General features: G+C 37.5%; 16 protein-coding genes. 12 read left to right on the forward strand and 4 right to left on the reverse strand.

Annotation, left to right across the window (positions count from 1 at the left end):
* Positions 1–99: 99 nt before the first annotated feature.
* Complete coding sequence (locus C0V77_RS21715) at positions 100–570, reverse strand: Lrp/AsnC family transcriptional regulator (RefSeq protein ID WP_101728498.1); 471 nt, start codon at positions 568–570, stop codon at positions 100–102.
* 237 nt (positions 571–807) lie between these two features.
* Between C0V77_RS21715 and C0V77_RS21720 the strand changes: the two genes are divergently transcribed.
* Positions 808–1,476, forward strand: a complete 669-nt coding sequence (locus C0V77_RS21720) for an NAD-dependent epimerase/dehydratase family protein (RefSeq protein WP_101728499.1) — start codon at positions 808–810, stop codon at positions 1,474–1,476.
* Between the two features lie 67 nt (positions 1,477–1,543).
* On the opposite strand, the gene C0V77_RS21725 is transcribed toward C0V77_RS21720, so the two are convergent.
* Positions 1,544–2,161, reverse strand: a complete 618-nt coding sequence (locus C0V77_RS21725; RefSeq protein ID WP_143706157.1) for a porin family protein — start codon at positions 2,159–2,161, stop codon at positions 1,544–1,546.
* 227 nt (positions 2,162–2,388) lie between these two features.
* Between C0V77_RS21725 and radA the strand changes: the two genes are divergently transcribed.
* Positions 2,389–3,768, forward strand: a complete 1,380-nt coding sequence (gene radA, locus C0V77_RS21730; RefSeq protein ID WP_101728501.1) for a DNA repair protein RadA — start codon at positions 2,389–2,391, stop codon at positions 3,766–3,768.
* Between the two features lie 79 nt (positions 3,769–3,847).
* Here radA and C0V77_RS21735 read toward each other — a convergent pair whose 3' ends face one another.
* The gene (locus C0V77_RS21735; RefSeq protein WP_101728502.1) at positions 3,848–5,821 is read right to left on the reverse strand and encodes a M1 family aminopeptidase; all 1,974 of its coding nucleotides are present in this window, start codon (positions 5,819–5,821) and stop codon (positions 3,848–3,850) included.
* A 12-nt stretch (positions 5,822–5,833) separates the two neighbouring features.
* Entirely contained in the window at positions 5,834–8,179 is a 2,346-nt protein-coding gene (locus C0V77_RS21740; RefSeq protein ID WP_101728503.1) for a TonB-dependent receptor, read from the reverse strand.
* 453 nt (positions 8,180–8,632) lie between these two features.
* Between C0V77_RS21740 and C0V77_RS21745 the strand changes: the two genes are divergently transcribed.
* The 10 genes from C0V77_RS21745 to C0V77_RS21790 all read left to right on the forward strand — a co-directional run bounded on the left by C0V77_RS21745 (position 8,633) and on the right by C0V77_RS21790 (position 19,450).
* Positions 8,633–10,159 carry a lipopolysaccharide biosynthesis protein gene (locus C0V77_RS21745; protein ID WP_143706158.1) on the forward strand — a complete coding sequence of 509 codons (1,527 nt, stop codon included), beginning with the start codon at positions 8,633–8,635 and terminating at the stop codon, positions 10,157–10,159.
* A gap of 64 nt (positions 10,160–10,223) precedes the next feature.
* Complete coding sequence (locus C0V77_RS21750; RefSeq protein ID WP_101728505.1) at positions 10,224–11,306, forward strand: EpsG family protein; 1,083 nt, start codon at positions 10,224–10,226, stop codon at positions 11,304–11,306.
* A gap of 15 nt (positions 11,307–11,321) precedes the next feature.
* The gene (locus C0V77_RS21755) at positions 11,322–12,170 is read left to right on the forward strand and encodes a glycosyltransferase (protein ID WP_101728506.1); all 849 of its coding nucleotides are present in this window, start codon (positions 11,322–11,324) and stop codon (positions 12,168–12,170) included.
* Positions 12,148–13,197, forward strand: a complete 1,050-nt coding sequence (locus C0V77_RS21760; RefSeq protein ID WP_101728507.1) for a right-handed parallel beta-helix repeat-containing protein — start codon at positions 12,148–12,150, stop codon at positions 13,195–13,197. Before C0V77_RS21755 ends, C0V77_RS21760 begins: the two co-directional genes overlap by 23 nt.
* Complete coding sequence (locus tag C0V77_RS21765) at positions 13,169–14,359, forward strand: glycosyltransferase family 4 protein (RefSeq protein ID WP_101728508.1); 1,191 nt, start codon at positions 13,169–13,171, stop codon at positions 14,357–14,359. The genes C0V77_RS21760 and C0V77_RS21765 overlap by 29 nt, the downstream gene beginning before the upstream one ends.
* 7 nt (positions 14,360–14,366) lie before the next feature.
* A complete protein-coding gene (locus C0V77_RS21770) occupies positions 14,367–15,653 on the forward strand; it encodes a hypothetical protein (protein ID WP_143706159.1) in 1,287 nt (428 codons plus the stop codon).
* 178 nt (positions 15,654–15,831) lie between these two features.
* The gene (locus C0V77_RS21775; protein ID WP_143706160.1) at positions 15,832–17,028 is read left to right on the forward strand and encodes a hypothetical protein; all 1,197 of its coding nucleotides are present in this window, start codon (positions 15,832–15,834) and stop codon (positions 17,026–17,028) included.
* A 31-nt stretch (positions 17,029–17,059) separates the two neighbouring features.
* A complete protein-coding gene (locus tag C0V77_RS21780) occupies positions 17,060–18,088 on the forward strand; it encodes a sugar-transfer associated ATP-grasp domain-containing protein (RefSeq protein ID WP_101728511.1) in 1,029 nt (342 codons plus the stop codon).
* A gap of 224 nt (positions 18,089–18,312) precedes the next feature.
* Complete coding sequence (locus C0V77_RS21785) at positions 18,313–18,939, forward strand: sugar transferase (RefSeq protein WP_101728512.1); 627 nt, start codon at positions 18,313–18,315, stop codon at positions 18,937–18,939.
* Positions 18,899–19,450, forward strand: coding sequence for a GNAT family N-acetyltransferase (locus C0V77_RS21790; RefSeq protein WP_101728513.1), 552 nt, complete (start codon positions 18,899–18,901; stop codon positions 19,448–19,450). Before C0V77_RS21785 ends, C0V77_RS21790 begins: the two co-directional genes overlap by 41 nt.
* The last annotated feature ends 107 nt before the right edge of the window (positions 19,451–19,557 follow it).

A 19,557-nucleotide genomic window follows, 5' to 3' on the forward strand; every position in this document is an offset into this window, starting at 1 on the left:
AAAACCCCGAAATTCCAAGAAATTGGCAGTTTTCGGGGTTGTTTTTTTATGTAATACGCTGATATTTAATTACTTATCTCTCATAAGGTTTCCCTATTTTCATGGCACAGGTAATACCTGACTGTCTTTGAAACTGGAAAGAATAACCATTGTTTGTGTATTGGCTACTTCTTCTATTTCATTAATAGTTTCCATTATCAGTTTTTGATATGAATTAATATCTTTGGCAATTACTTTCAATAAGAAATCGCAAGAACCTGTCACATGGTGGCATTCAATAATTTCCGGAACCCTCAATATTTTCTCTACAAAAGCATCAGTGATAGATTTTCTATGGCCTGAAAGAGAAACCTGAACGAAAGTCATAACACCAAGGCCAACTTTTTCTCTGTCAATCTGGGCATGGTAACTTTTAATAATTCCTGATGATTCAAGTTTTTTTACACGTTCTAGTGTAGGTGCAGGTGATAATCCAATTTCTTTTGAAAGCTGTGCGTTGGTAATCTTGCCATTGCTTTGGAGAATCTCCAGAAGTTTATGGTCGATTGGGTCGAGTTTATTAATACTCATTGCTTATAGGTATTTTGAAGTGCAAAATTTTATTTGGCTCAAAGTTATCGGTTTTTTCTTTAAATGCCTAATATAATACGGAATAGTTGCCAAAATGGGAAATTATTTTTTGTAAATCAAGGAAAATCAAAAAATGGCCTGCCTGCCTTAAATGAAAGTAATTATGGAATGTAATTTCTTCAAATAATGTTATTTGAGTAATACAACAGAATTGATTCAGATAAAATAGGATTAGAAATGGCATCTCAGATAAACGTAATTGTAACAGGCGCCACAGGCATGGTAGGCGAGGGGGTTCTGCATGAATGCCTTTTACACAACGAAGTGGCTAAGGTATTGGTTATTAACAGAAAGCCTTGTGGGGTGCTGCACCCTAAGTTAAAAGAAATTATTCATAATGATTTTCATGATTTTTCTGCAATTGAATCTCAGCTGACTGGATACAACGCCTGCTTTTTTTGCCTGGGGGTTTCGTCTGTGGGCATGAAAGAAGACCAGTATTACAAACTTACCTATTCGTTAACCATGCATGTAGCCTCTACATTAGCCAAACTTAATCCGGACATGACATTCTGCTATGTTTCAGGTTCAGGTACTGACAGCACCGAAGCTGGCCGCTTAATGTGGGCCAGAGTAAAAGGAAAAACAGAAAATGATTTGGCAAAATTGCCATTCAGGCAGGTGTTTAACTTTCGTCCTGCGGCTATTGAAGCCACCAAAGGCCTTAAAAATGTGCTGCCATATTATAAATACTTTAGCTGGCTTTTTCCGGTTGTTAAGTTATTTGCCCCAAATGCGGTTGTGAAACTCAGTGAAGTAGGTTTGGCTATGATTAACACAGTAACAAAAGGTTATGAAAAGCAGATTCTGGAAGTAAGCGACATAAAAATGCTGGCAGCCAGATAAAAGAAAAGTCTCACTAAAACAGAGAGACTTTCTTGCATTTAACCAACAGTTACATTTCTGTAAATGCTTAAATAATCTTCAGAGCAAGTGTTAATTGCCAGCCACTTGCTTTCTGGCTGAACTGAGCGTTGTTTTGCAGATTCAGAGCTGAAATTTCTGATAGACTTCCTTCTTTCCTTAAATCAATATCAAATCTTAAAAATTTTATACCTACACCTACCTGATACCCAAAGGTGGCTTTTTTCATGGCGTCATCAAAACTGCCTGATGAATAGCCCTTAATGGCGTCTTTCAGGCTTTGGTCTTCGCTAACTTTAAAAGTAGCTACCGGGCCACCCATAATGCGTATAAACTTTAATACTTTTACACCTAGTAGAACCGGTACATCAATGTTACTGTATTTATACTTTACTTTGCCTATGTTTTGCACTTCAATGGTGCCGCCGCGTTGGGCAAATAATACTTCAGGCTGTAGAAATAACTTATTACCAACACGGCCAAAGGCACCAAAAACATAGCCTGTCTGGGTATCAAGGCTTTCTTTTATATTGGTTTCCATGTTTCCGGCATCTGTGTAAACCTTATTGAAGTTTACACCGCCTTTAATTCCGATGCCAGACTGAGCCACGGCAGAGGTATAACAGGTAATAAGAGTAAAAAGGCCAAGCAATTTGATTTTTTTCATAAAGTTTTTTGTTAAAATGTTGGTAATGAACAATGATTTTGTTTCTGACTGTAAAGTTGAATCATCAATATTTCTGTAATGATTAACGATAATCAATTTCAAAATTGTATTATTAAACTCATTTTCCAAACTGAATGTTACCAGTTTTTTATTTAACAGCTTAAACGTATTTATTTTATATAACAATTGTGTATCGGCATAGACTTTAAAATTTAAAAGAAATCTAAATGGCAAAAATCAGAACCGCATATTTCTGTCAGAATTGTGGCTATAACTCACCAAAATGGTTAGGTCGTTGCCCATCGTGCGGCGAGTGGAATACCCTGGTTGAGGAGGTGCTCACAAAAGAAGAACCCGAGAAAGGTAACTGGAAGTTCTCAACATCTGGCTCACCCAAAACGGCCAGTAAGCCTAAAACCCTGGCTGAGATTTCAAAACATGAAAGATATAGAATCATAACTGAAGATAATGAGTTAAATCGTGTGCTGGGCGGTGGGCTGGTACCGGGCTCGTTGGTTTTAATTGGCGGAGAACCGGGCATTGGTAAGTCTACCTTAATGCTTCAGATAGCACTAGGTTTGCAAGACTATACGGTATTGTATGTATCAGGCGAAGAAAGCGAGCAGCAGATAAAAATGCGTGCCGAACGAATGGGTATCATGAACGAGCGCTGTTACATTCTGAATGAAACTTCTACAGACAATATTTTCAGACAAATAGAGTTGACAGAACCAGATATTGTAGTGGTAGATTCTATTCAGACACTTACTTCTCCATTAATCGAATCAGGTGCCGGGAGTGTATCGCAGGTGAAGGAATGCACTGCAGAGCTAATGAAGTTCTCGAAAGAATCTGATACGCCGGTTATAATGATAGGGCATATAACCAAAGACGGCTCTTTAGCCGGGCCTAAAGTACTTGAGCACATGGTAGATACCGTTCTGCAATTTGAAGGCGACAGGCACATGACTTACCGGATACTGCGTACCACCAAAAACCGATTTGGCAGTACCTCAGAACTGGGCATTTATGAAATGCAGAGCGAAGGGCTCAGGCAGGTGAGTAATCCATCAGAAATATTGATTTCGCAGCGTGAAGAAGACCTGAGTGGCATTACCATTGCTGCCATGCTTGAAGGTAACCGCCCCTTACTGATTGAGATACAGTCTTTAGTTAGTGCGGCTACTTATGGGACACCTCAAAGAACCAGCAATGGGTTTGATAACCGGCGTTTACAGATGCTATTGGCCGTTCTTGAAAAAAGAGGGGGATTCAGGTTGGGTACTCAGGATGTGTTTCTGAATATTGCAGGTGGGCTGAAGGTGGAAGACCCGGCCATTGATCTGGCCATTTGCACATCGCTGGTGTCGTCATTTGAAGACCTAAGCGTGCCTCATTTGTTTTGTTTTGCCGCAGAGGTGGGTCTTGGCGGAGAGGTTCGGGCAGTAAACAGAATAGAAAACCGCATTACTGAAGCTGAAAAACTGGGTTTTACCAGGATTTTTATTTCAAAGTTTAATATGAAGGGCTTGAATCCGAAAAACTATAAGATAGAAATTTTTGCTGCCAGTAAACTGGAGGAGGTTTTTTCTGAGCTTTTCGGATGACAAAAGTTTTTACCGATGGGTGCCTGCTGAGACAACTCGCTGGTTAGTAATTTTATCAACCCCGCATTTGAATGGTTGTTTATCTGACGGCCAGAACTTTTGCCTGCGAGTACCCGCCACCGGAAAGTCTGATAATATAATTACCAACAGGCAGGTTTTGCAGCTGAATTTTTCTTGAATACTTACCTGGGCTTAGTTTTTCATCAGGCAAGACCTTTATTTTTTTGCCTGATGAATCAAAAACTGAAATAGATAAAATGGTATTTTGTATGATTGAGAAATCTACCGATACTTCGTCTGCAGCCGGGTTAGGCAATATTTTCCAGTTAACTAAGTCGGCCTTTGGTTCTACTCCTGTAAGCGCGGGCCTTTCTTCTTTTACATTTTTCAGAATCTTGTTTTCAGGGTCAAAAATAACTTCAAGAACCTCGTCTTTCAGATTCGGTACTTCAATTTGAAAGGTTTCTTTATCTACAAAAACAGTAGTAGTAAATTCTGTTGAAGCAGTAACAATTTTAATATCTACCGGCATAGTAAAATAGGCTGGTGTTGTGTTTTTTTCCTGGGTTATTTTTAGAGTTAAGGTGGTTGTTCCGTCAGAAGTCGGCCTGACATCCCAGGCATAGGTATAAACCGGGAAATTTTCTCCGTATATCCATTGCTTAAAAAAGTAATCCAGAGTTAAGCCAGTGGTGCTTTCGGCAATCTTCTGAAAATCTTCAGTGGTGGCTGACTGATAAGCAAACGGCGAGTTAAGGTAATTCTGCAATATTTTAAAGAATTTATCATCGCCCACTATTCCTCTTAGCATGTGCAGTACCACCGAACCTTTGGCGTAGGTTCTGTTATAGTTAAAAATCTGGTTTTCGTCTTTGGTGTTCTGCACATAGATGCTTCCAATTGCTTTTTTTGCATAAATCATATTTGAGCTGATGTCTGCCTGATAACCTGCTTTGCCGCCGGTTGCCTCTGCATAAATTGACTCACTGAAATTGGCAAATCCTTCGTTTAGCCAGATGTGTTCCCAGCTTTTGCAGGTAATTTTATTACCAAACCATTGATGCGCCAGCTCATGCGCCACAAGGCTGCTTTCAAAGTTTCCCATTGAGCTGCAGGTCTGGTGTTCCATTCCACCATTTATTTTGCATTGGGCATGACCATATTTTTCTTTTATAAAGGGATACTGTCCGTATTTTTCGGTGAAAATCTTCAGCATGGCAGGTGTTTTGTCGAGTTGTTCTTTTACGGAAGGCGACAAATACTCCGGATAGACATAATGCGTAACAGCCATTGAGTCGTCAGGCGTGTATCTGAAATAATTTTTGTATTCTGTATAGTTGGTACAGGCAATAGAAATGAGATAGTGGGCAATGGCGTATCTGTTCTTCCATTGGTAGGTACGCGTTCCGTCTGGATTATCACTTACCTGCCCAAGAACCCCATTTGAAACAGATACAAATTCTTTGGGCATAGTTACCCACACATCAGAAGAGTCGGCTTTGTCAGCCGGGGTGTCCTTACAGGGAAACCAGCCGGGCGCACCATAAGGTTCGCTGAGCGTAGAAACAATAGGGGCGGGGTTTATTGTGCCATGTGTGCCAAAACTAAAACTACCAAAACCCGTATTAGCCGGGTAACCTCTGTAGAAAACAATTATTGTAACATTTTCATTTTTAGCGTAAGGGTAATCAAAATAAATATAGAGGCGGGAATCTGTCTGATTGAAAGTCAGTTTTTTGTTGCCGAGTTTAATGGAATCAACATTCATTTGATTACTCAGGTCAAGAAAACAATCAGTAATGGTTTTTACGGTTTTAAAGCTGATGGTTGCCTCACCTTTCAGGTATTTTTGTGCGTAAGAGATATCCAGATTGAGCTTGTAATAGCCGATATCAATGGTTTCGTCGCCAGTGTAAGCGGTTGCAGCGATACGAGCATTTTTTTTAAATACTGCCTGCTTGGTAATGGCACAACTTTGCCCACCTATTAAAGTTTGGGCAGATGTAAACAGCGGCAAAAGTAAAATAGCCAGCAACAAAAAACTGTTTCTCATGTTTTTAGTAAATCAGAATTCCCAACGGTAACTTAGAATCGGTATAAGGCCTAATTGATATTGTTTCACTACTTTTTTCTGATACACATCATAATAGCTGTAGGCTATGTTCTGATGACCTGCCACATTTTGCAGATCTAAGGCAAGGGTACGAGAGTATTTTTGTTTAGATTTTTTCAGGTAAACCCGAAAATCAGGTCTGAAGTAATCAGACTGTTTAATGGTGAAAGTTTTGCTGGTCTCGTAAACGGCCTGGCCATCCCTTTGTGAAAGTGTCTCATTAATTGGTGTTTCATAAAATCCACCTAACCAGATTACCCGTATGCTTGCGCCAATGGTACGGTTTTTACTTCTGTTCCACTCTTTACCTGCCGTCAGGTTAAAGATATGCTTACCGTTATAGCGGCTATTTCTTTTTATACCGTCTCCACCTACATAGGTTGCATTGTAAAGTGTTCCATTTACGAGGGTATAAAATCCATTAGTAAGATATTGCTGATAAGTAAGTTCTATACCATAGTTTTGGCCGGTTCCTTTATTTTGCAAAGGGTCTCCAGAAAAATCCTCAACCAGATTTAAGGTAGAAAACGTACCGTCTACTTCCTGTGTTGACAACAACGCGGAAACCTTAACCGGCGCATTAAATATTTTCTGATAAAACAATTCAGTTTTAAAATAAGAACCGCTTTTAAAATAATACTGGTGGCTTAGCACAAAATGATGTGCTTTGGTGAAATTGAGGCCAAGGTTTTTATTGATTTGAGAACTGCGGTCGATACCAAAATATACCTGCGGTAATTGTAACTGGCTGTGCAGGCCGTAAGCTATACTTAAAGATTGGTTGGTAGTTAATTGATAACCAACTGAAACCCGAGGTTCAAGGGATTGGGTTTTGTTTACAGTATAATTCAGATAATGTAAACCGATGTTTGCGGTTAATTTATAGACAGGTGTCAACTGCCAGTTTGCATAAGGTTGTAATACAAAACCGTTGCCTTTGCCAAGTGCTTCTTTATTGCCTGATTGTGAATAGATGGCATCAGACTGATGTGTAATAAAAGCACCCACTTTCAATAAGTTTTTTGAATTTATTTTATAGCTCAACGAACTGGAAACTGAGATTCTACTTTTGGTTACACTGTCTGACTGGGTTAATTGTCTTTGAAGAGTTGTTTTGTCGAGCAAATATCCTTTGCGCACACTTTCTAATCCGGAACCCACCAATACGGTTCTCCACAAAAGTTTGTTACTAATGTTTTTACTATGCGTGGCACCCAAAGCACCCATTTTGTTGGTGTAATTAATATCGTAGCCATCTTTCTGAACTTCCCATAAAGAGACATCACGGTTACCTTTAAAATAATTGCTGCTAAGACCGCCCATACCAAAAATTGTAAACGAACCAGCTTTGGTGGTAGGTGATGAAATATTGAATGATAAATCCTGAAAAGTGATGTCTTCACCACCAAATGTTACCCCCATTAATCCTAAAAGACCTGTAAATGAATAACGGTAATTAACCAGATAACTGCCATTTTTTTTAGTTTGGCTGAATGGGCCTTCGGCAGCTACATCAAGGCCTATTAGTCCGGCCTGAGCTGTAAATTCATGTTTCTGGTTGTTTCCTTTTCTAAGGCGCATATCCATCACCCCAGACAGTGCATTGCCATACTCGGCAGGAAAAGCCCCGGTAAGGAAGTTCATATTGCCCAGTAATTGTGCTGAAAGAATATTTACTCCGCCTGAGTTTTGCGTAACACGGTCGCTGAAAGTACCAGCATTACTCAGGTGGTTAGGGTTTACTATTTCAACGCCCTCCAGGCGCCATTGCATACCATTCGGAGAGTTACCACGAATTACCATTCCGTTGGCCTGATCATTTGAATTGGCCACACCCGCATAGGCAGATGCCAGCCGTGCAGGGTCCAGGTATGTACCCGGATAGCGGAAAATCTGCTCTGTTGTAATTGTGTGTATGCTGGTAAGCGAGCCTGATAGGTTATTTGATGGCGCCTTTATCTGTGCTTCACCCAGTAGTTTGGTGGCCTCTTGCAAGTGTATTTCAAGCACAATTTCTTTACCGGATTCAACCAGTATTTCAGAGATGGTTTGCATTTGGTAACCAACTGAGCTGATTTCTATCTGATAGCGCCCGACCTGCACTTTCTCAAGTCTGAAGTATCCGTTTTCGTCTGTTTTGGTTCCCTGTTTTGTGTTTTTTAAAGTTACACTGGCTGCAGCCAAAGGTTGTTCAGTATTGGTGTCAATTATTCTTCCACGAATGGTCTGGGTGGTTTGGGCATAAACTGAGGTAAAAGGTAAAACTATGATGAAAAACAGAAGAACTTTCTTAAACATTTGGTTGTGGAGTTGAATTATAAACGTACTTTAAAAATATTATAAAACCTTATGAGTAATCAAAAGACTGGTGCCAATTTCTCTTGTTACAAATTGCTGCAAATCTACATAAATCCAGTTTCAGAACATTGTTTTTTTGCCGCCATGATTCATAAATGTTCAGCATAGGCTATCGTTAGGGGCACACAATAATTGAATGCCCTCTTTATTTTTTTCTAATACAAATTTATCGGACTTATTCAAAGGCAATTATCAGCCGCATTTAGACCAATCCGGATCCGCTTTGTATAAATGTGATAGCTAAATTAGCATTGATATTGCACTCAATTCGGGTAAATGTTGTAATATTGTACCCTCACAAACCTGACGCATTAGTCAGTTTTGAATTTTCCCTGTCTATTCTGTAGCCAGGCGCTGTGAAATACTTTTATACATTAAATTTTCATTTTTAGCTTGACGAACTCAGCAAAAATCGCAAAGAATACCTTCTTTCTGTATATCCGTATGTGTTTTACTTTGGGTGTGGGCTTGTACTCATCCAGAATCTCACTCAACGTTTTAGGTTTTGAAGACTACGGTTTGTATGATTTGGTAACTGGTGTGGTTATGGTTTTTAGCTTTTTGCAAAGTTCTTTGATGGTTACCTCTACGCGTTTTTTTAATCTGGCTCTTTCTGAAAATAATAATTCACATCTGAAAGATGTTTTCGGTAGTGCATTGTACCTGCACCGGCAGTTTGCTTTGCTTCTTTTTTTAGCATCCGAAACCCTGGGTATTTGGTTCTTGAACTACCGACTTAATATATCTGATACCAAATTGCTTGAGGCAAACATCCTCTTTCAGTTTTCAACGTTAAGTCTTATGTTTCTGGTAACCCAGATTCCGTATCAATCAATCATTCTGGCCAGAGAAAAAATGTTAGCCTTTGCTTACATTTCGGTTCTAGAAGCCCTGCTAAAGCTATTGGTACCAGTTGCACTTATATGGGTGGGCAATATTCAATATAAGGTTGCTATTTACGGTGGTCTGGTTTTCTCGGTTGGCGTTATAATCAGATTGATTTACAGGAATTACTGTCGTAATGAATTTCAGGAAACAAGAACAACAGCTGTTGGCAATAAAGATATAGTAAAAAAAATGAGGACCTTCTTTGGATGGGACCTCTACAAGAAATTCAGTGAAATTCTGCTGGTTCAAGGTGTTAAGGTCAATCTTAATTTGTTTTATGGTGTAATAATTAACTCGTCTGTTGCAATTGCCAATCAGGCGCAGGGTGGAATAGCCGCATTTGTAAATAATTTTACTTCGGCTATCAGACCACAGACAACACAAAGTTTTGTTACGAAAGAATTCAAAAAGCTAAATGCAATCATTGATCAGGGTACCCGAATAGGTTTTTTCTTGCTGTACGTAGTTTGTGTACCGGTTATTTTTAATGCAGAATTCGTTTTTTCGTTGTGGCTTGGTAACGTTCCTGGTTTTGCTGTGGAATTTTTTAAACTTGGCATTTGCGCAGTTCTTATCAGTGTAATTACATATCCTGTTTTGATGACTATTGAGGCCTCTGAAAAAATGAAATGGATGAGTTTTACCTGTGGTACTTTAAATATAATTGGCCTGATTGCAGGATACTATCTTTTGAAAGCCGGATATCCGGAAACAACTCCGTTTATAATTAAGATAATCATTGAGGCTGTTTTCTTTGTTTTTTATGTCTTATATCTGAAAAAGGTGGTATATTATCAGTTTCAGATTCGTCATTTTTTACTCAAAGTTATCTTACGCATTGCAACTGTTGTAATATGTTCCGTAACTTTGCTATACTGGTTTAATAATGCGGTTTTAGATGCTGAGTCTTTTTTCCGCTTAATATTGAATTTTGCAATATGTTTATTTACAACCGTATTACTAGGTTTTAGAAAGGCAGAAATCAATTATGGTTTCAACCTAATTATTCTAAAGCTCAGACAGAAGCGCTGAATACAATGATTTAAATATTGTTTGCCTATTCTAAAATTTAGAATCTGCGTTTATTGATATTGTGATGGAGAATTATCAATTATGGATTTCGGGCGTTTACTTATTTATGAGCATTCTGGCGCTCGTGAATGCGTTGTGTCTCGACTTTCTGAGAAAAAGAATAAAAGGTGAATTATACATTTTTAACATCTTTATTCTGCTTTTCTTTATTCTGATATTTGGATTCAGAGATGTGGAGATAGGAACCGATACATGGTTATATCACTGGCAGTATTCAAATCCTGAAAAAGTTATATATGGCTTCGATTTCCTGATGCCATATATTAACAAGAGCCTGCATCTGATAAGTAGTAATTCAACGGTTTTCTTTTTGTTTATGGCATTTACCTTTATGGTTACGTTTTCTCTTGCATTAAGGAGTTTATCTAACTATTACCAGGCCAACTGGTTTTTGGTATGTTTCTCTTTATTCAGCTTTTATTTCTTTTATAGTTTAGGAACGAACATAATAAGACAAGGCACCGCTTTAGGATTTTTAATGCTTGCAATTGTTAACTACGCTTTAAATCCTGGCAATAAAAAACTGGCATTCTTGTTTGTGATTTGTTCGCTGGGCATACACTCAACCCTAATTGTGGCAGTTTTTATCTTTTTGCTGAGTATATTATTACGAAGAATAAAGCTCATATATTTTTACCTGACTTATTTATTGGTTATTGTTGCGGCCGCGCTTAATATAGGAATAATGCAGCTGGAACCCATTATTGGTTTGCTACTTGTTGACGACAGGCGTTCTTCATATCTTACCAATGAAAGCGTGGTTTATACAGTAGGGTTCAGGCCTACTTTTGTTTTATTTAATACTTTTTTTCTTGTAATTTTTGCGTATATATACAGAAGACTCGAAGAGAAGTCTGAGCCATATAAGCTTATTTTTATTTATTTTATACTTACCAGTGTCTTTTTCTTTTTTACGTTTCAAATTCCGTATTCAGACAGATGGGGTGTAATATCCTGGGTTTGTATTCCATTTTTAATGGCGCCTCTGTTTTCAGAAAAGAACGCATTCAGATTTGCAACAGCTGGAGTAGCTACATTATTTGTCATTTATGTTTTTTTTCAGTTTTATTTAGTAAGTGGAAATTAAAAAGGACAATTTGAAATGGAGGATAATTTTACCGGGCAAGCTGAAGCTTTAGTTACTGTAGGGTTACCGGTATATAACGATTCTAAATATTTGAAGTTCGCTATTCAGTCAGTAGTAAATCAGACTTTTACCCAATGGCGCCTGATTATCATTAATGATGGCTCAGTTGATAGCACTGAAGAGATAATAAAGGGTTTTCTGTTTGATAAACGGATAACTTACATAGCCGGTGAAAATGAAGGATTAGTAGCACGTTTGAATCAGCTGTCAAATTTGTGCAATACAAGGTATTACTGCAGGATGGACTCAGATGATATCATGCATCCTGAAAAACTTCAAAAGCAAGTAAATGTTCTTGAAACCCATCCTGAAATTGATGTATTGGGTACAAATGCCTATACCATTGATGCCTCTAATTTAGTGTCGGGTATGCGTAATGAATACGATGGGATTAATTATATCAGAAAAGTTAGGTCATTTATTCACCCGACAATCATGGGTAAATCTGAATGGTTCAGGGCTAATCCTTATGACCCGGATGCCATAAGGCTTGAGGATGTGGAACTTTGGTTCAGAACGGCCGGAAAATCTAATTTTATGGTCATTAACCAGCCTCTGTTCTTTTACAGAGAAGTTGGCGAAAACTATTTTAAGAAGTATGTGCTGATTGGAAGAAGTAGTTATAAAATACTTGAAAAATACAATGGTAATTCTACATGGCAAAAGTTTTTTATCAAGAATGCTTTTGTCGGAATGGTGTATTGGTTATTTAATGTTTTCAATAAAGAACAATGGCTTTTAGCCAGAAGAAACAAGGTCAGCTTTGAAGAAAGGATACACTATGAAAACTATTTACACGCTTAGCATCTTATTTATTGCGTTTTGTGGTTTCGTTTTTTCAATAGATATATTTCAGGTAAAAGCTGTGCCTGAGAATCTTTCCAGAAGATATTTTAACCCTGATGCTAAATTCAATTTTCCTGCAAATACGTTTCGCATTACCAATCAGGAGGTTAGAAATCAGCCCAGTGTAACGGCATATATACAAGATATGCTCAATAAGCACAACTCTGTTTTATTGCCTGATACAGTTTTAAGAATTGAAAAACCGGGACTGTTGATTCCATCAGGAAGAAACCTGTATTTTAGTAAAAATACACTAATTGAGTTTGTAAGCCAGGCAACATCAAGACTAGACGATATTCTGAAGATTTACGATGTGTCTAATGTGAGAATTTATAATGCAAAAATTAAAGGAAGTAAAAATCTGGAAGGGCAGAAAGGGGAGTGGAGTGCAGGGATAGCCATTCTTAACGGAACCAATATTTACATTGAGAATGCCCATATTTATGACACATGGGGAGACGGATTGTTCATAGGTTCTGAAAGCAACGGTGTTTCAAAGAATGTAACGGTCAGAAACGTCTGGATTGATAATGCCCGAAGAAATGCAATATCTGTTACTTCTGCAATTAATGCAAGCATTCATAATGTGTTATTATGTAATACAAACGGCACGCTGCCAGAGTGCGGGGTAGATGTTGAACCCAGCCTGTCTGGAGAATACCTCCAAAATGTTAAGTTCAGAAATCTGTATTCTTACAACAATAAAAATGCGGCTTTTAATATAAACCTGGGTTCATTTAGCTCAGACACATACCAATACCCACACCCTGTGGATATCGAACTTAATAACTTCGTTGATGAGCATTCCACACGTTTTGTTGGCATAAACATTAATAATGCTCATAATAAGTTTACACCTGCCGGGAAAATACGTATATTCAATGGCACTTCTTTTTCATCGAACCATAACATAGAATTTTGGAAGAAGGAACCAGAGGCCAATATTGATTTGATTTATGGAAATATCAAAAAGAAAAGTAATTAGAACCAGTACAGTGCCAGGTTCGCTTCGTGCATTATTAAAAGGACAATTGGCTTTTTTGAACCAGTATTTTGATGTGATAGCGGTGTCAGGCAACGGCAAATCGCTTGAGCATGTAAAAGAAACAGAAGGTGTGCGTACCTTTGCATTAGAGATGCAGAGGCAGATATCCCCGGTAAATGATTTTATTTCTTTATTAAAGCTCTACCTGCTATTTAAAAGAGAAAAACCACACATTGTTCATTCTATTACACCTAAAGCCGGTTTGTTATCTATGCTTGCTGCCAAATTGGCTGGTGTGCCAATCAGGATGCACACTTTTACGGGTCTCATCTTCCCGTCTAAAAAAGGGAGCTTGCAAAAGCTGCTTATAAAAATGGATCAGCTTTTGTGTTGGGCAGCTACCGACGTATTTCCAGAAGGTGAAGGAGTAAAAAAAGACTTAATCAATTTCGGAATCACCACAAAACCATTAAAAGTTTTAGCAAATGGTAATATTAATGGAATAGATTTTAATTATTACGACCCCGCGGCTTATTCAGACCTTCAAAAACAGGAACTAAGACAATCATTAAACATAAATCAGAACGACTTTGTATTTGTTTTTGTTGGCCGGCTTGTAAGAGACAAAGGAATCAATGAACTGGTCGTGGCATTTAATAGCCTGCTGCCGATGGTTGACAAAGACGAATCAAAAAGGTTAAAGTTAGTTCTGGTAGGATATTATGAGCAGCATCTTGACCCCTTATTGCCTGAAACGGTTAAGGAAATAGAAGATAATCAACAGATTATATTTACAGGTGCCCAGTCAGATGTAAGACCCTATTATGCCATTTCAGATTGTCTTGTTTTTCCGAGTTACAGAGAGGGTTTCCCTAACGTAGTTCTTGAAGCCGGAGCCATGTCTTTACCCAGTATTGTAACAGATATTAGCGGGAACAATGAAATAATAGAAACCGGGTATAACGGAATAATTGTACCCAAATATGACACCGAATTACTCATGGAAAACATGCTTTATTTGTTTAAAAACAATGAAGCCAGAATTGAAATGGCCATCAATAGCAGAAAGAATATAATTGAAAAATATGACAGACAATTAGTGTGGAATGCAGTTTTAAATGAGTACAAGGCTGCTCTGGCTGGTAAAAATATCTCAAATTAGTTTTAAAGTGAAAAACATACGCTACTACATATTCTGGTTGGTCGATTACTTAAAGGGTTCAAAAATCAGAAAACACTATAAAGAAATTGAAAGCATCTATAAAAGCGAACCTGGGTCGGTAAAGCAAAAAAACAATAGATTATTTGATTTATTAACTTACGCTACGCAAAACACCGCATTTTATAAAGATTGTGTTGCCCAGGATTTAAGCACTTATCCGGTACTTACCAAACAAAGTATTATGCGTAATATTGAGGCCTTGTTTTCAAGAGAGTATGCCGATATTAGAGAATCTCTTAAAACCATGACCACCAGTGGTTCAACGGGTACCCCGCTCAAGGTATATCAGAACGTCGAAAAATTCAGAAGAAATAAGGCCGATTTATTGTTCTTTTACAAAATTGGTGGGTATGATATAGGAGACAGGTTTTATTTCATGCGCACATGGACAAAACTGAACCGGAAACCGGTACTTAGCCGATTTTTTGAAAACCTGAAAGAATTTAATCTGATAAATCTGGATATTGAAGGCGCAAATCAATTTACAGAGAGCATGGTTGCAGACACAAGGCCAAAAGTACTATTAGCTTATGCCTCAACCATCCATGCACTAATGGACAAAATCAGAAATGTTAACATAAATTGGAGTATTAAGGCTTTTTTTACTGGCGCTGAGGAGTTACCGGTGAATATAAAGAATCAGATGCAGGAGACATTCCGGTGCCCTGTTATGTCAAGGTATTCAAATCAGGAATGCGGGATTTTAGGGCAGCAACCCATAACAGGTGAAAATTTTTTCAGGTTAAACGAGGGTAGTTATCATTTCGAGTTTTTAAAGATTGGGTCAGACGAAAACGCAGAAGAAGGAGAAAAAGCAAGGATTGTCGTTACAGATTTATTTAACAAAGCAATGCCAATAATCAGATATGATACCGGTGATATAGGTGTTTTTCGTATTGATGAAGAGGGCAAAAGAATATTATCTGAAATAAATGGCCGGTACACTGATTTTTTAAAAACGAATGATGGTAAAATGCTCTCTCCGCATGTAATTACCAATCTGATGTGGGAATATAACCATATTGTCCAGTTTCAATTTATTCAGGAGAGCCTCACCGCTTTTAAAATGATTTTGAAATGTGCGGGTGAAGAAGACATTATAACCATTGCCAAAGACCTGGAAACGAAACTGAGAGATATTTTTGGCCAGAAAAGTGTAATTGAAATTATCAGAGCAGACGAAATACCGTCTGAGAAGTCAGGAAAAAGAAAGTACATTATTTCTAAAGTTTAATGTGTGAAATTGGTATTTTTAGTTTAGCCGGGCTTAATGAAGCTGCGGTAATTGAATTTTCTGCTTGTCAATAATGAAAGATATTAGGTTTTATATTTTTTGGATTTCAGATTTTCTGAGGGGCTCGCCAGTTTACAAGCACTTTAGAGAGGTCAGAGGTATTAATAAAAATGAACCTTTGTCTGAAGTAACAAAAAGTAACAGGTTATCTTCAATATTGTTGTATGCCACCGCTAACTCTCCTTTTTATAGTTGTTTTAACCATCAAAGCATTGAATCGTTTCCTGTTTTGAAGAAAAAGGATTTTCAAGACAACATGGATTCAATGTTCTCTCGCCAGTATCTGAATCTGAAAGACAGATTGAAAAAAATGTCTACCAGTGGGTCAAGTGGTATTCCGTTCAAGATTTTTCAGGATTCTGATAAAGCCGCAAGAAATAAGGCAGATCTGCTTTATTTTTACGAGCTCGGTGGTTATCATCCCGGAGACAGAATCTACTCAATGAGAATCTGGAATGACTTGAATCAAAGAAGCAGTTGGACACAGCTCAAAGAGAATTTCCGTATGTTTGATACCTCTGAAATTGACGATAGCGGAGCCCGGAATTTTGTTAAAACCATGCTTGCCGATACCAATTCGAAGGTGTTATTGTCGTATGCCTCTTCATTTGTAAGTTTAATGAATCATATCAGCCCAGGTGAATACAGATGGAATATTAAGGCAATTTTTACTGGTGCAGAAGAGCTACCAGCCGACACCAGGCTTAAAATGATTGAGGTATTCAAATGCCCGGTTATTTCAAGATATTCTAATCAGGAAAACGGTATTCTTGCGCAACAGCCTGCAGCAGGCGGAGATTTTTTTTGTCTCAATGAGGCCAGTTATTATTTTGAGTTCCTGAAAACTGATTCGGATGCACCTGCCTCTGCGGGGGAAGAAGCCCGTATTGTAGTTACCGATTTGTTTAACAAGGCAGTACCGATGATCAGGTACGATACCGGAGATATAGGTAGATACCAATTACAAGAAGATGGCAGAAGGGTACTTACAGAAATTAGCGGCAGAAAACTAGACTTTCTGAAAACCACTGATGGCAAAACCATTTCACCTTATGCAGTAACAATACTGATGCGGGAACTCTTCAATTTGAATGATAACATTAGTCAGTATCAGTTCATTCAGGAAACCGAATTTCATTTTACCTTGAAGATTGCTTATAAGAAAAAAGATAAACCAATCATTGATGAAAATGCAATGGTTGAAAAACTGAAAGTGATTTTTGGTAAGGAAAGCGTAATTTCAATAATGACAGAATTTAGCATTCCGATGGAACCCTCTGGTAAAAGAAAATACGTTGTTTCGAAACTCGGATAGGTATATCTGTTCTAAAATCATTGTAAAATGTATGAATATAAACTCAATTATTAAGTTTGCTTTCTACTTTTTGCTGGATTCTGACCGGAAGCCGATTTTTGCAATGCTGAAAGATATCAGGGCTTTGAAGAGCCAATACAATTACAACCGGATTAGCCATTATTTTACATGCCTGATGTACAAAAAGAATTCTGGTAAGGTAAACGATTACTTAAGTAGAGAGGAGTTAGTGACGATACCAGAAAAATTTCATCTGCACAATGGGTATCATTCAGTACTGAGCAATAAGATTGCTTTCAGAATGTACCTTCAAAAAAAAGGTTTACCAATTGTAAAATTTCTGGGAGAAATAAAGCACAATACAATCATCAGCGATTCCGGAGAATTGATACCTTTAACTGACAAACTTAGCGTGCAGTCAGTTGTCAATAAATGGCTTGAAAAGCACGGGAGTATTTTTATTAAACAGGCAAGTGGCCTTGGGGGAAAAGGCATTTTTAAATTTGAAAGGGGGCAAAGTATTAACATTTCATTATTGACTCGCCATGAAGCATATATTATTGAAGTTGGTATTATCCAACACAACCTTTTAAATAACATCAACCCGAATAGTGTAAACACACTAAGAGTAAGCACTTTTTTTAACCATGGTAAAGTAGTTATGCTGAGTAGTTTCCTGAAAATGGGTACCGGGAATTCTTTTGTTGATAATGGCGCTATGGGAGGTATGTTTGTAAACTATGACATACAAAAAAATGAGCTTGGTGAAGTGGCCTACCAGCTGCCCAAATGCGGAGGGCGTTCATTTTTTCAGCATCCGAATACTGGTTTTGTTTTCAAAGGATGCAGCCTGCCTTATCCAGCAGCGATTATTAATCTGGTAACCGAGGCCGCACTGGCGTTTCCGGACAAAGAAATTATAGGTTGGGATATTGCATATACTAACGATGGGCCAGTAATTGTAGAGGGCAATAATAATCCGGATCTGACCATGACCCAAATTTGTGCGAAGGGAATCAAGAATAATCCTGATTTTAAATTGGCCTATGATTTACAATAATTGCTTTTATCAATAACCTTATTTTTAGTGAAAGGTTTGTTTTTAGTAGCCATGATATTGAATATTAAAAACACTTCATTAAAAAAATTAAGTAGTAATGCTTAGTTAAACTGTTTATTTTTTCTATTTTTAATAAATATTAAACCCGCTCACTAAAGTTTTACTTTTTTCAGATATTTTTTCGTTTTGACGTAATTCTTTAATAAGAGCTTATTGTTCCCAAAATGTATCGATTTTTTTTCAAGCGATTCTTTGACATCTTTTTTTCTTTTTTCGGGTTATTGATTTTTAGCCCTGTTTTTTTAGTCATAACTGTTTGTTTGTATTTTGTAAATGAAGGTAAACCGTTTTTTTTTCAGAAAAGACCCGGAAAAAATGGGAAGATTTTTTCAATTATCAAGTTCAAATCAATGAATGAAAAAAAGGATGCCAATGGTAGATTACTGCCGGATGAGCAAAGACTAACCGGGATAGGGAAATTTATCCGCAACGCATCGCTTGACGAAATACCCCAGTTAATAAATGTTCTGAAAGGTGACATGAGCCTTATTGGCCCCAGACCATTGCTGGAAAGATATCTCGATTATTACAATGATTTTGAAAAAAGAAGGCATGAGGTTAGACCTGGAATAACCGGATGGGCGCAAATAAATGGCCGTAATGCTATTTCATGGCATAGGAAATTTGAATTAGACGTGTACTATGTCGATCATCTCTCTTTATGGTTTGATATCAAAATTCTATTTAAAACTATAAAAAAAGTACTTTCTTCTGATGACATTGCGCTTGTACCCATAGAGCAATTTTTTAATGAAAAGATTAGAAATAATGAAAGTAAAGAAGTTAAGTAGAACCCATTTAGAGAACCGTTTGGCCTGGTTAAATCATCCTGACGTTTACCAGTACATGAATATGCAGTATCCGTTAACTTTTGAGGAGATGGAAAGTTGGTATGATAGAATTAAGGGTAATCAGCTGCGTATAGATTTGGTATTTGAAGAAGAAAATGAAGTGGTAGCTATGACCGGCTTAACCAATATTGATTTTGCAGATGGTTTGGCCGAGTATTATATTCTGGTTAATCCTGAGAAACAGGGTCAGGGTTTTGGTAAAGCTTCTACCCAATTTACTACCAACTATGCATTTAATAAATTCAATCTTAATAAAATTTATTTGTACACCAACAGCTACAATACAAGGGCAAATAAGCTTTACTTAAAATTAGGATTTCAACAGGAGGGCTTACTTAGAAAGCATAAATTCAAAAATGGTGGTTTTATCGACCGCTGTATTTTTGGCCTTTTAAAAGATGATTGGAAACAGCAGTCGTATTCTTCAGATATTGTTTCTTTAACATCTTAATAGGTATCATATCAGTGCTGTGGCAATTTTACTTATAACTATCAATGCTGTTTCTTTTTCAAATATTTACCTATTAGTGCAGGAAACATATTTGATTTTAATGATTT

This window comes from Emticicia sp. TH156, assembly GCF_002855535.1.
Classification (GTDB): Bacteria; Bacteroidota; Bacteroidia; order Cytophagales; family Spirosomataceae; genus Emticicia; species Emticicia fluvialis.

Excerpts from the sequence above, each read along its gene's own strand:
- C0V77_RS21715 (WP_101728498.1), bottom strand. The coding sequence starts at position 570 with ATGAGTATTAATAAACTCGACCCAATCGACCATAAACTTCTGGAGATT.
- C0V77_RS21720 (WP_101728499.1), top strand. The coding sequence starts at position 808 with ATGGCATCTCAGATAAACGTAATTGTAACAGGCGCCACAGGCATGGTA.
- C0V77_RS21725 (WP_143706157.1), bottom strand. The coding sequence starts at position 2,161 with ATGAAAAAAATCAAATTGCTTGGCCTTTTTACTCTTATTACCTGTTAT.
- radA (WP_101728501.1), top strand. The coding sequence starts at position 2,389 with ATGGCAAAAATCAGAACCGCATATTTCTGTCAGAATTGTGGCTATAAC.
- C0V77_RS21735 (WP_101728502.1), bottom strand. The coding sequence starts at position 5,821 with ATGAGAAACAGTTTTTTGTTGCTGGCTATTTTACTTTTGCCGCTGTTT.
- C0V77_RS21740 (WP_101728503.1), bottom strand. The coding sequence starts at position 8,179 with ATGTTTAAGAAAGTTCTTCTGTTTTTCATCATAGTTTTACCTTTTACC.
- C0V77_RS21750 (WP_101728505.1), top strand. The coding sequence starts at position 10,224 with ATGGAGAATTATCAATTATGGATTTCGGGCGTTTACTTATTTATGAGC.
- C0V77_RS21755 (WP_101728506.1), top strand. The coding sequence starts at position 11,322 with ATGGAGGATAATTTTACCGGGCAAGCTGAAGCTTTAGTTACTGTAGGG.
- C0V77_RS21760 (WP_101728507.1), top strand. The coding sequence starts at position 12,148 with ATGAAAACTATTTACACGCTTAGCATCTTATTTATTGCGTTTTGTGGT.
- C0V77_RS21765 (WP_101728508.1), top strand. The coding sequence starts at position 13,169 with ATGGAAATATCAAAAAGAAAAGTAATTAGAACCAGTACAGTGCCAGGT.
- C0V77_RS21780 (WP_101728511.1), top strand. The coding sequence starts at position 17,060 with ATGAATATAAACTCAATTATTAAGTTTGCTTTCTACTTTTTGCTGGAT.
- C0V77_RS21785 (WP_101728512.1), top strand. The coding sequence starts at position 18,313 with ATGTATCGATTTTTTTTCAAGCGATTCTTTGACATCTTTTTTTCTTTT.
- C0V77_RS21790 (WP_101728513.1), top strand. The coding sequence starts at position 18,899 with ATGAAAAGATTAGAAATAATGAAAGTAAAGAAGTTAAGTAGAACCCAT.